Source organism: Ralstonia sp. RRA (assembly GCF_037023145.1).
In the GTDB taxonomy this organism is placed as follows: domain Bacteria; phylum Pseudomonadota; class Gammaproteobacteria; order Burkholderiales; family Burkholderiaceae; genus Ralstonia.
Map to the genome: position 1 here is coordinate 1024223 of NZ_CP146091.1, position 12664 is coordinate 1036886.

General features: G+C 58.9%; 9 protein-coding genes. 6 read left to right on the forward strand and 3 right to left on the reverse strand.

Annotated features, from left to right (window positions below; genetic code table 11):
- The first annotated feature begins 216 nt into the window (after positions 1–216).
- From V6657_RS04975 to V6657_RS04995, 5 genes are all read left to right on the forward strand, one after another.
- Complete coding sequence (locus V6657_RS04975; RefSeq protein ID WP_048931984.1) at positions 217–1125, forward strand: 5'-nucleotidase; 909 nt, start codon at positions 217–219, stop codon at positions 1123–1125.
- 52 nt (positions 1126–1177) lie between these two features.
- A complete protein-coding gene (locus V6657_RS04980; protein ID WP_048931985.1) occupies positions 1178–1585 on the forward strand; it encodes a hypothetical protein in 408 nt (135 codons plus the stop codon).
- A 104-nt stretch (positions 1586–1689) separates the two neighbouring features.
- The gene (locus tag V6657_RS04985; RefSeq protein ID WP_048931986.1) at positions 1690–1896 is read left to right on the forward strand and encodes a hypothetical protein; all 207 of its coding nucleotides are present in this window, start codon (positions 1690–1692) and stop codon (positions 1894–1896) included.
- 533 nt (positions 1897–2429) lie between these two features.
- Positions 2430–3146, forward strand: coding sequence for a hypothetical protein (locus V6657_RS04990; protein ID WP_137884829.1), 717 nt, complete (start codon positions 2430–2432; stop codon positions 3144–3146).
- Positions 3147–3207: 61 nt separating this feature from the next.
- On the forward strand, positions 3208–3822 hold the full coding sequence (locus tag V6657_RS04995) for a hypothetical protein (RefSeq protein ID WP_137884830.1): 615 nt from the start codon (positions 3208–3210) through the stop codon (positions 3820–3822).
- Between the two features lie 43 nt (positions 3823–3865).
- Here the strand turns inward: V6657_RS04995 and V6657_RS05000 are convergent.
- From V6657_RS05000 to V6657_RS05010, 3 genes are all read right to left on the reverse strand, one after another.
- Positions 3866–5004 (reverse strand): IS3 family transposase gene (locus V6657_RS05000; RefSeq protein WP_137884966.1). Its coding sequence is split into 2 segments (ribosomal slippage): positions 3866–4740 and positions 4740–5004, totalling 1140 coding nucleotides; the frame shifts between segments, so codons are not numbered across the junction.
- 416 nt (positions 5005–5420) lie between these two features.
- Positions 5421–8597 carry a UvrD-helicase domain-containing protein gene (locus tag V6657_RS05005; protein WP_048935982.1) on the reverse strand — a complete coding sequence of 1059 codons (3177 nt, stop codon included), beginning with the start codon at positions 8595–8597 and terminating at the stop codon, positions 5421–5423.
- Positions 8594–10882, reverse strand: a complete 2289-nt coding sequence (locus V6657_RS05010) for a PD-(D/E)XK nuclease family protein (RefSeq protein WP_200900890.1) — start codon at positions 10880–10882, stop codon at positions 8594–8596. The genes V6657_RS05005 and V6657_RS05010 overlap by 4 nt, the downstream gene beginning before the upstream one ends.
- Before the next feature lie 1120 nt (positions 10883–12002).
- Here V6657_RS05010 and V6657_RS05015 point away from each other — a divergent pair.
- Positions 12003–12470 (forward strand): hypothetical protein, encoded by a 468-nt coding sequence (locus tag V6657_RS05015; protein WP_048935983.1) that lies wholly within the window; start codon positions 12003–12005, stop codon positions 12468–12470.
- Positions 12471–12664: the final 194 nt, after the last annotated feature.

Genomic DNA, 12664 nt, shown 5'->3' on the forward strand with positions numbered 1-12664 from the left:
AGCGCCAAGGACATTGTATGGCCAATTGGGACATCTTGTGTCTCAGTGAGTTGGTCGGGCGGTTCTACCCACATTCGTTGAGCGAGACATGGAATGTCCCATTTCAGTGACATGCTCAAGTCAAAGTAGGGCGAGGCAATCCGTCGACTCCGCCCACGTGGTTGCTCCCAGGGTTAGCGCCAGATGGCGATAGCTGAGTGGTATTGCGAGGTGGTCATGACTTCAAACGCCAAAATTACTATCGCCGTTTCGGCACGGGCGCTCTTCGACTTCGAAGACGAAAACCAGGTTTTCCTTGAGGGCAACCCGGCTGCATATTGCGCCGTTCAAGCGGCACGGCTGGACGTGCCTGCTGGTCCGGGGGCAGCTTTCCCGCTTGTCCGGAAACTTCTCGCCTTCAACAAAAACGGGGTGGAGGAGGTTGAGGTCGCGATTCTGTCGCGCAATGACCCGATAACGGGCCTGAGAGTTTTTGCATCGGCTCGGCACCACGGCTTGGCAATCGGGCGGGCCATCTTCACGAGCGGCGCGACGCCCCATCGATATTTAGGCCCGCTTGGCGCCAGTCTGTTTCTCTCAGCAAACGCGCCGGACGTCCGGGCGGCCATGGCGGCAGGGTTTCCGGCAGCGCGGGTCTACCCCGCAGTTGGGAGAGGTTCTCCAGCCGATGGGGGCGAACTGCGCATCGCGTTTGATGGGGATTCGGTACTTTTCAGCGATGAGGCGGAACGCGTCTTTAGGCTGATGCAATTGGAGCAATTCATCGACCACGAAGTCCGCAACGCGCGTACGCCTCTGCCCCCAGGGCCGCTGAAGCCGTTTCTTGATGCTCTGTGCTCATTGAGGAGTCGTCGCGAGTCGCTAGTATCGGTGCGTACTGCGTTGGTGACCGCACGCAGCGCACCGGCGCATGAGCGAGCGATTCGTACGCTGATGGCGTGGGGCGTTACGGTTGACGAGGCGATGTTTCTGGGAGGACAGCCCAAGGCACCATTCTTAGCCGAATTTGAGCCAGACATTTTCTTCGACGACCACGTCCGGAATTGCGAGTCGGCGGCCCGGCACGTGGCGACGGGGCATGTGCCGTACGGTATCAACAACGAATCCGAAACTACAGCTCTTTGACTGATAGCTGAGGTTCGACAAAACATTCTTCAATTGCAACAACGAGACTGCGATGCCGGTACTACTCGAACACATTGACGCGATAGCTCGCAAACTGAGGCGGGATGTGCTCTACCTTGAGTTCTTGCGCGCCAAGCCGCCGCATCGCGAAGACCACAAGACTTTCGAAAGTAGGAAGCTCATTCTGGACTGGCTCGATGGCGAGGGCATTGGGTGGCGCGAATGCGCGCCTATTGCGTCAGAGACCATGATGCGTTCGTATGCTGGCGAGGTCTATCTTGACGTGCCATTTGACCGACGTAATGCGCTGTACCGGAAAGTCCAAGCGTTTCTCGAGCATCCAGACGGTACGATGAAGTTCAGTGATGTGGGCTTCTACATTGTGCCGCTTGAGCTTGCGATGAAAAACGCCCATCACGACGAACCTGGTTTCTGGGAGCGCTGGGCGGAGGATTTCTGAGACGACTGGTGCCCGCTCATATTGGGACACGGAGTGTCCTGGAGTGGTCGTAGGGTTGCAGGGTGCCACATGCAATTGGCATCACGTCAACCAAGGGAGGGGCTATGAGCACCGAATATCTTCGAGACGCACACTTCAGGGTGATTGGGGCCATCAAGACCGAGGCAAGCGGAAAACAGGTCGCCAGGAACGCAGCGTTCCAGCTGGTCGGAACGTATGACCCAAAAACTCATCGGACATTTGACAGCCATTTCCGGTGCATTGGCACCGGCAATCTGCTCAGCGCGCTGATTACGTGCTTCGTCGAATAACGCAGCATCGCCGATGCAATCCCACGCGAGTGCGGATGTTTCGAGAAGGGCCCCGTGCGATGATGGCCAAACAAGCAGGCGATTCTTCGGTGGAGTGAGAGTGATAGCGCCAACAAGAGAAAACTGGGAACGCTTTACACCGGATGGGCTGGTGTCTTTTGCGCAGCGTCTTCATCCACAGGCCCGCTTCTACAAGTACCTATGGCAGGTCTGGACGCCAAAGAGTGATTTCGAGGGGCAGGATTTCTTTCAGTTTGGGCCAAGGTTCTCGACTGCACAGTATGTGGCTTTGCGAGAGAGGATGCTGCAGGCAGGTGAACCAGGGTGGGTCTATAACCAGCAGCTGCCTCGTCTTGGCTCCGGTACGCCGTTTGACCCCGAACACCCGCGTTGGCAAGGTGTGGTGTTCGCGCCAGCGTGGGACGACGACGCAGACCCGCTCTGGCAAGGGCACAAGTAGTTGTATCGCCGGGCTCATTAACTACGCGCGGAGCGACTGAATGCGAGGGCTTGTCCTTAAAGCCGGTGGCTGCTTGGAGTTCGTCGCCTGGGGTGTTGACGCACAAACCGGAGAAGAGGGGTATCTCCGTTCTGATGTCACAGCGGATGCGGTCGCTTACCTGATGGATGCAGTGCGACTCGAAGGGGACCTCCACCTCCGAGATATCTTCGCGCTGCTCGAGTGCAATCCCATCCTGCTGCAGATGTTCAGGCGGCAGTACGCAGCCGAGTACCTGGCGGAAGCGAGGAAGAATCCGGCTGCTCCTTACACCGGCGAGTATGAGGCAGAGGGAATCGAATACCTAGAGCTACGGCCGGATTGGGAAAAGAACGCCCAAACAGGCGAGCTAGTCGTACGCCATGGCCTTTCGATTGTAGGCATCGGCCACGTGTTGCGGCAGGACGTGGAGCTCAACGGAGGCATGCTGTATTGCGCGGGAACAAGAATCCAGTGGTCCATCATGTTCTGCCCATTGGCAGAGCTTTGGAACTTGCCGCTGCGATTCAATGGAAATGTACCCGTCGTGGAGGGCAACGGTATCAGTAGCGATTGTCCCGGCTCAGCGGTGCTAGTGCCATCACTTGCTCAAATTATCCATGGCGTTCTCTGGGAGCTGTCATTTAGTGGGGGGGCTGAGCAGACAGCGGACCTAGTAGACGAACTGGCTGACGCAGGCGCAGATGCGAATGCTTGGACGGTTCGCAGCGTAGACGAGCTTCTGGGGCCTGCAGAAGCCAGAAAGGACTGAGTTGGCCCGCAACTCTCTGCGGCGTTTCACTAAATTGCGGTACGCGGATGGAGGTCTAAGAGTGAGTCAAGATAGCAGCGCTCAGGAATGCCTTTTGGCGTTGCGCGATTCAATCGAAGTACACCGCTCGCATCTGCGAGTTGGAATGCTCGAGAATGGGCTAACCGTCTGGTTCAGCGTCGACGGCAACTCCGAACTGCGGGCTATACGTCTACGTGCTAAGGGTCGCCAGGGCGTCTTTGACCTTAAGCGCGCTGCGTCTTCTCGAGCAGAGGAGCGCCAGATATGTGAGCCATTCGACGGCTCACTAGAACAGCTATTGAGCATCATCGACAGCGAAGTCGAATTGATTCGGCAGCGCGCAGCCGCCTCGAGCCCGACTCGCCGATTGCCGGTCAATGACAGCGACGCTCATCCTCAAAGCAAGATAGTTGGCGGCAATGCGCCCGCGCGAGCCGAGTGCTCCCTGAGCTTTGCGCCCGAAGTGGTCGAGCCGGAAGATTTCGATGTAACCCTGCCGTACGCGTATCGCTGGGAGATATTCACGGTGGGCGGTGAGCGTGCCGGCGTCTATATCGGTATTGCTGGGCGCAAAGGTCCACCCGTCGGGTACAGTCGTATTCGCCGTTATTGGACGAACGTAGAGAACTTGCTGGCTGGCAGGCCCTACGCGTGACGTGACCGATATTCCGGTCCAGTTCTTGTGAGAGGGTTGAAGTTTATTGGATGGTGCCTGGTTGCTGTGCGGTCATCGGTGTTGGCCAGTGGGCGGCAGGTGCCGGCGGACGGTATCCAAGCGACGAATGCGGTCGCCGCGTGTTGTAGTGCCGGCGCCATTGTTCAATGACGACCTGCGCTTCTTTGAGGCTGTAGAACAGTTCGCCGTTGAGCAGCTCATCGCGCAGCTTGCCGTTGAAGGACTCGCAGTAGCCGTTCTCCCACGGGCTGCCGGGTGCGATGAACAGCGTCTTCGCACCCAAACGTCCCAGCCAGTCACGCACGATGTTCGCTGTCATCTCCGCACCGTTGTCCGAGCGCACATGCGCGGGGATGCCATGTACCAGCATGGCGTCGGCCAGCGTCTCGATGACGTCCATACTGTTTAAGCGTCGCCCTACCTTGATGGCTAGACACTGGCGCGAGAACTCGTCGACGAGCGTCATCAGTCGCAGGCTGCGGCCGTCTTCGGTCGTGTGGTGCACGAAGTCGTAGCTCCAGACGTGATGTGGATACTCCGGGCGTAGCCGCACACAGGAGCCATCGTTGAACCATAGACGGCCCCTCGGGCGCTGCTTCTTCGGTACCTTGAGCCCCTCGCGACGCCAGATGCGCTGCACGCGGTCGCGGCCAACCTGCCAACCGCTGGCCTGCAACAGCGCCGTGATGCGTCGGTAGCCATAGCGACCGTACTCGGCCGCCAGCGCAACGATGGCCTGCGTGAGTGCGTCCTCGTCAGCGCGCACCGTCGCCACATAGCGCTGTACGGCCCGGGACTGGCCCACGACGCGGCAGGCTTTGCGCTCCGAGACCTCGAACCGTTCCTGCAGCATGCACACGGCGCGTCGGCGTCGCTCGGGGCTCACCAGTTTCCCGAAGCGACCTCCTTGAGCATCGCCTTCTCCAGCGACAGGTCGGCAACCAGCCTGCGCAGCCGGGCGTTCTCGCGCTCAAGCTCCTTGAAGCGTTTGGCTTGGTCGTGCTGCAGGCCGCCGTACTCCTTGCGCCAACGGTAATAGCTCTGCTCGGAAATGCTGGCCTCCTTGCAGGCCAGTTGAGCGGTCTTGCCACTGCCCATCGCTACTTCGATGAGGCGCAGCTTCGCGATGATTTGTTCGGGGGTAAAGCTCTTGCGAGGCATCTTGGGTTGCTCCTTGCCAGGGTTGAATTCTCTCTTTCAACCTGGACTCGAAACAACCGGTCACGTCACGCGTCGAACCCAGGTCGGCCCTATCGCAAGGTCCACGACGCCCTTGCCAACGCGGTTAGGGTCGGGCAACGCATCGTACTCACCTATCTTCAGAACCCGGCAGACGGAGAGAGTCTGGACGAGTTGGAACGCCGACTAATCCGGGAGCATGACAGCTTTGGGCCGCTTGCCCATCAGCTTAACGGCACCCTTTAAGTTCGGGCGATTTCGTCTCGCGGTCGACTCCCTCTCGCGGTATTCATGCGGCTATTGAGTAGCACACCGTACCTCTTCCTCGGCGTGCCGCTCAAGAACGCTACCGTTGCTTGCGCTTTATCCGCAAAATCGGTGGCTGAAACCTACCACTGCTACGCGGCGGTGGCTCTTACCGCGCGAGCAGCCACCGGCAGATATAGCCACTGCTCTTTGACCGCTTTGCCCGTACAAGCTTCGATTGCCTGGGCGTAGGCAGATAGCTGCGCCCCATGCTGTTGCACAAGCGTGTCATCATGGCTCGTACCACCAGGGTTGGCCTTGTGGTCCAACAAAACCCATCCTCCGGGTGTTTCCACGAGCAGGTCGATACGGCCCCGCAAACGGGTTCCGTCGGGGCGATTGGCTTCCACTGGTACTTCAACATGGACCGCGCAATCCGGCCAGCGTTGCTGCAGCCACGCAAAGAAGGCTTGTATCTGAGCAACCACTGCGGTTCTGTCGACTGCGTGGGCTACACCCCATGCCAAGAGGATGCGTTCGATGTCCACCTCAGAGACCGTGCCTGCCACGCTGGCGCGCGCTACACACAGGTGCAGCGCAGTCCCCAGGTCGTTCATCGCGACACTGCCAGAAATTGCGATGCGGACACCTACTGCCTCGGACTCAGCGACGCCATATGCTCCGCCTGTAGCGCTGCTGGGGCGATACCACAGCGGTGGGGCGTCTGTGGCTGGCGCAGCGACAAACCAGCTGCAAGTGGTCGCTACCTGCTCAGGCGGCTCGAGGGCACAATCTTCAGCCTTCCAGGTTCGGGATTCTCTCTGGATGGTTCTGCCGTCCGATAAGGTAACTGGGCCGCTATCACCGAAGAGCAAAGCGGTGGCGCCGAGTTCATCCACCCAGCCTCGATTAGCGCCTCTCTTGCGCACACAGGAGACCAGAACATTGATGTCACGGGCGCGGGTCATGCTGACGTAGAACAACCGCTTGTTCTCTGCAAGGGCGTCCGCTGCCATTGCCTTGCCGATGACGCTGGCCTCCGCGTTTGCTGCGGCTTGAGGTTGCGTGCGTTTGCCCCAGGTCTTGAGCCAGAAGTGTACGAACCGATTGTCAAGGGGGCGTTCAGCATTGAAGTCGCCCTCGGTGCGAGCACGAACTTCCCACAAAGCACTTCGTGCTCCGGTTCCTAGCGACGAGAGGATAACGACGGGCCATTCAAGGCCCTTTGCGCCGTGGTGGGTCATCACACTGACGGCATCGTCCGCATTTGTTGCGCGGTCGTCATCTTGAGCTTCGGCTAGAGCTTCAAACCACCGTAGCAAACCGCTAACCGTCGCAGGCCGCTTGGCCGCCTCACATTCATCCTCGTAAGCTGTGGCGAGCTCCACCAGGGCTTCGACGTTGGCGATTCGAGTCCTAGCCTGCTGGGGTGAGCTCGACCACTGGCTGGCCACCCGTGCGACATGCGACTCGGCCTTTGCCAATCGCAGCGCTTCCTTGGGCGTCAACGTTGAAAGCTTTGGCCTTAGGGCTTCAAGGCGTGCAAGTAGCGGATGCGCTGAGGCGCCAGTAGTCCTCCACTGGTGCGACACCGCGCCCTCTTCGGAAATGAATCTGAGCCGGTCGGCTAGCCACTCCTCCACCGGCACACCATCCGCTAGGCCAAGCACCAGGGCAGATGCGACGGTATCGCCGGGGTCGAGCAAACGTCGTAGGCACGCCAGGACAAAGATGGCCTCGGGTGTCCCCAGCAGACCTGCTCGGGGACTTGCCGATGGGATGCCCCACCGGGTCAGCGATGTCACCGCCAGTTCGACTTGGTCATTCTTGCGGCATAGGACCGCAATATCGCCAGGACGTACGGGCCGTAGTGTCTTTGTTGCCTTGTCCTCGACTTTGAGGTCTGAGTTAACTAGCGCGTGCACGGCCTGTCCAAGTCCGAGGTAATCCGTCTCGTTCTTGTTGCTCTCGAAGTTCCAGTTCAAGAGAACAGGCTGGTCTTGGATATCAGTACGCCACGACTGCAACCGAACGTCCTCGGGTTGCAGGTCAGGCAAGAATGCCGATTCGAAGACCGAATTCGTCAACGACACAAGCGCAGGTGTCGAACGACGCGACGTGACCAGAGGCTCGCCAATCTCACCGCCCCAGCCCTCGATAGCGCCGAGAATCCCCGAAATGAGCCGCGCATCTGTGCCGCGAAAGCCGTAGATGGCTTGTTTGGGGTCACCTACCCACACGGAGCGCTTGGCTAGCTTTGCAAGCTCTACGAAGAGCGCCAACTGCAGCGGGCTCGTGTCCTGGAACTCGTCGACCATGACCAAGTCCAGCTCGCCGGCCAGGGCGGCGCGCACCTCTTCGTTGTCACGCAGAACACTGAGCAACAAGACCTCTTGGTCGCTGAAATCAACGGCACCCAGCGTCCGCTTACTTTCCGCGTATGAGTCGAGAGCGTCGGCGGCTAGGTTGAAGACCAAATCCAGATACCGACGCACGTCAGCATGGAAAGCCGGGTGAGATTCGTGCACCTGAGCAGCTTCGGCGACGGGTTGGACTTTGTCCTTAACCTTGGCTCCAGCGTCGATGCTGCATCCGGCAAGCCAGTCTTGCCAGGTCCATCGGCCCGCACGGAATACCCTTTCGAGCCGTTCCAGTTCCTGGTGCCCCTCTCGCAGGTTCTTTGCGACCTGGCCTCCGGCTGCCTCGGTCTGCTGGATGTAGGCAGACACATCTGCCAAGGCCTTCGTCAACGCGGCAGTCAGCGCTTCGGTGGGGGCGGCACCTTTCGATGGCGCGGGCCAGTTAGCGAGCATCAGGTCGGCGTTTCTGGCACCCATGGTGCGCAGTTGTTCCGGAGAGATGTCGTTGTCTCGCGCGGCCTTGACTACATTCTCAATGGACTTGGACCATTCTGCTTGCTCGATACCGAACTTAGCCGTGAGTTCAACGAGTTCTGCTTGCCCATCTTTATCGAGCGTTTCGGCAAGGGATGCGGCTAGCAACCGCTTGGTCTGTCCTTCGCTCAGCACGGTCTGGTCCGGAGACAGGCCTAGCTCAAAGCAGAATCGCTTGAGCATCTGTCCGCAAACGCTATTGACGGTGCCGAGTCTGGCTTGACCAATTGCCGTCGCCAAGTCGATGCGGCCCCTGTCCAGAAGTCGTGAGCGCGCACGCTCGCGCAACTCGGTCGCTGCCTTGACCGTGAACGTAGTGGCGAGGATGCCCTGCGGACGTGCATCTCCCGACTCAAGCGCCTCCGCTAGAGTGGTGGTGAGCTTGTAGGTCTTGCCGCTGCCGGCGCCAGCGCTGATGAACTCGATGTTATTCATTGTTCCCAGCCTCCAAGCAGTACCAGGAGGTCTTTGTCCCAAGTCTTTGGCCCTTCAACTTGCAGCGTTCCTGGTGGCCCCTGGAAGTCTTCGCCACCCCCAATGGATACAACCTCGATTTGTCCATTCGACCATTGCTCGGCGCGCCACTTCCAGCTCGTCATTGCTTGTTGGAGCAAGTCGGCAGTCGACCCAACAGGAGGTGTGCGTACCTGCGCTTCGGGCATGACATCAGGTGCCGTCACAAACATTGCACCTGACTCGAGGATGAAGTAGCCCAGTGCAGCAGGCGCAGTGCCCGTTTGCTGTTCGCAGAGTGAAGAGTAGAGGGCCAACTGCAGATGCTGGCCTTCATGCAAAGAGGCGGCGTAACGTTTGTCGCCGCGCCATTTCATGTCTAGCACCACGGACTGCCCCTTGGGCAGTTGTACAAGCAGGTCGGCTTTGCCGACGAGATGCACGCCGCCAAGTTTTCCCTCAAGAGCAAATTCAGTGCAGACGCCCGTTGCTCCTGCCGCTCGCAGGTGACTCAGCATGGAGAGAATTGCGCCCTCGCATACCGACTTGAATCGTTGCTGACTCACACCGGCGCCATGCATTAAGAGCAGCGCTCCTTCCGTTGCCAGTAGCTCATCGATATGCCCCCGAAACCACTCCATGGCTTGTTGGTCGGTCCAAGTTAGGCTGCCGACCTGTTCGAAGAGCTTCTCAAAGACGCGGTGTGCAAGAGTGCCGAGGAGACGATTGTCTTCCTCGACAGCGAGCAACTGTGTCGGGCGCAGCCGAGCAACTCGTTTGACAGCGTAAAGTGCCGGGGCGTTGAACAGTTCCGAGAGGGAGGTGAATGACTGTCTCTCCACAGGTAGCGCTACAGGCTCTCCCAGCTCGATGTATCTGGGGGCTTGCGGCAGTTGCATGCTGGCGAGATTGGCCGAGAGCGTCCCGACGAACTCATTGCTAAGCTCGGTGTCCAGATTAATGCAACTACCCTGCAGGCTTGGTGCCAGCCTCAGAAGCAGTTGGCGGAAGGGGTGCTCTTCGGCGCCGGCGGGCGGCAGTACTAATACGAACCGCTCCTTGGCTGCCAGCAATGGTTGCAGCCACTGCTGGGCCAATGAATCGAGTTCCTGTTGCGGGCTGCGCAACTCCACGCCTAGCTTGCGCAGCGCCTCCAGTTCGGTCTGGGACCAGGGAAGAGGCTGAGGTAACTGCGGGGTCGATGGCATCCACCAGATGACCTCGCTGGCGGGTTCGATGCAAGCAGCGGCACTCGACTCGGCGCGGATACAGCCAACCTGGGCGGGAGCACCGGGGTTCGTGGCGCCGGTTGGCGTGGCCTGCACTACGAGTTGTTCGAGCTGACGCGGCGTCAGGTTGGCAACTCCTTGACCTTGGAACTCAACTAGACCTTCTCGAATGGCTGCGCACTGGCCGACGGCGGGAGTAACCGCTGCACGTAAGGCCTCGTCGCCGGTAAGACGCTTGCGAAGCGCCTCAGCGAGCCTGTCGACGCGAGTCAACAGGGCATCCACCGGGGCTCCCATGTCTCGGGTCCAGCGCTCGCCCTCTAGCCAAAATGCGATGTCATCCAGAATAGGCTCCCCGCCATCGCTCGCTTTGAGGTCGGCCTTAACCTTCTCCCAGGCCTCACCGCCGATGCCTGGTTGGTCCGCCACAGCTCTGGCAAGACTTGCTCGCACGCTCCGGCTGAAGGGGCCGATTGGGTGAGAGAGAAATTCGACCAGCCGTCCGATATCGACCGGTTTCCAACACATCTCAAGCGCCAGTCCCACGGCCTGCAGCGCTGGGCGAAGCTCGCTCGAATTCTGAAAGCCGCTGGCAGCACAGCCTGTTGCCATCATCGTGGCGTCCAGTGAGTCCCCCTCGGACTCGCAGACCAGCAAGCGGTCTGCGCCGCTTTCCCGGCACGTGGCGCTTAGCCAATGCTCGGCCGTCTCGCGAGTTGACGCCTGCACAAGCACTACGCTGCCGTCGGCAATCGGACTTGCCAGGGCTTCGAGCTGCCCATCCTGCAGCGCTTGAACGGCGCGCTCCTGCAACTGACGAAGCTGTCCAGCCCCCTGGGGTTCAGGTTGCCACTGTGTGACGTTCGGCAGCAGGGCCAAGACCCTTCGCCAGACCGCTGGGAAACTTTCTAATGGGTCCACCAGCAGTACGGTCTGAATCGGGGTGCGTTCAGTAGCCAGACTGGTCAACACCTCGGTGAGGCGCTCGGCTTCGCCGGGCGGAATGTCGCCAAAGGCCGACTGCTCGACCAGTGCCATTTCTTGGAGCCTTCTTGGACCATCGGCTGGCGTGGAGCCGTCCCAGCCAGCCAGGCGCCATTCATCGCGCCAAGCCAACAGACGGGCGCTTGTTCCAACGCTATCAGCTTCCAAAGACCGGCTGTAGAAGCGGGGCCGGTCGGCATGCCTTCTCAAGTGGCCCAGGTAGCTCGTCACGCGGCGAGCCTGGGAAACCTCTGGCCTGCTTAGACCCAGGTACATCTCGAGGAGTCCAAGTAGGCCCATCCGCCCAACAACAGGTTCGTTGAGTGTGTTCTTGAGTGAGGGTCCCTGGCGACCGTCTAGGCTGAGTCCGAGCGTAATGTGCATGGGCGGTTGTACAGAGCTAGGTGCTGCGTAGAAAACCTTGTCGAGACTATAAGTACGCCAAAGCAGACGGCGCAACCGACGTGTCGGGAGCGGTTATCGCTCGTTTTTCAAGAGTACGTGGGTTCAGAGTCTAAGGGGGTATCGAGACGTTCTGTGTCTTAATTGGAATTGACCACTATTCTCGTCGCCATAGGTCTGTAAGGCTCCGCCCAGCGGCCCGTTTGAGACGCGGAATGTCTTCATTTTGCGGAAAACTGGTATCAAGTCGCTGGGCATCATCCTGTCCGTGTTGCTCGGACGCGCGGAGAGGGATGCAAACGCAGTATCTACGAAGGAAATGACACTTGGCGGGTGATTTTTGGTGGCCCTAAAGATTTTCACTTCTTTGCCGTTTCTTGTGCCTCATGCCAGTAATGGCCGTTTCATGGGGCTCCCCTCCTGTGTGGGGGGTACATGCCGCAGCGTCAGTTGTATAAACGAGGGCGCACAATTAAGTAGCCGCTGACAAGGGTGAGCGGCTCGACATTCTCCGTCTGCGGGTGAGAAGAGTATGGCAGTCATTGGCCTAGTAAAGTGGAACGGCAGCCAACTCCTGAGGTCCGGGTGATAGCGAGCAAGCCTAGCGATATTCCGTTCCTTCGCGTTCAACCGCAGAACCAGCGGCACTTTGCCGATGCGCAGCGCCCATCTGGCGCAGTGTAGTTGCGAAGTTCAGTCCAACCGGACACGTCTCGTTGCAGAGCAGACGATACGGCGAACTATGGTATTCGACACACAGAGAGGAGTTGAGATGCTTCCCAAGAATCTACAGAGGTTGGAAGAGTTGCGAGAGGAGTGCAAGTCAATGGTGACGAAGCGGGCGCTAGCCTCCGGCGGAGTCTCTGCCATTCCTACGCCGGGCGTGGATGTGGCCGCAGACGTTGTCATTCTTCTGGAGCTGATTCCAGCTATCAATAATAAATTCGGCCTATCTAAGGACCAAATCGGTCATTACGACGAGGCAACCAAACAGGTGATTTTTCAGATACTTAAACGCGCGGGTTTGGCAATGATTGGGGCGGAAGTCACAAAGACTCTCATCACGCAGGCCCTAAAAAAGGTAGCAGGGAGGGCCGTAACAAAACAGGTTCTCAAGTTCGTCCCTGTAATCGGATGGGCGACCAATGCAGCCATCGGCTTCGCTGCGATGAAGTACGTAGGAAATTCACACGTCGATGATTGCTTCGATGTTTGCAGACAAATTATTGAAGCAGCTTAAATTCCGCAGTCGGATTGTGGTGGCTGTTCTATTTTTTTGAGGGCTGGTGTGCCAATAATATTAATCATCGGCATCATCCTGTACGTCTCTATAGCAGTAAAAAAAGGTAGGGCGGCCGCGAATCGTGCGGCTAATATTGTCTTTGGCCTAATTCTATTTCTCGTAGTTGCGTATCTCGCAATGGGGTTGTTGGG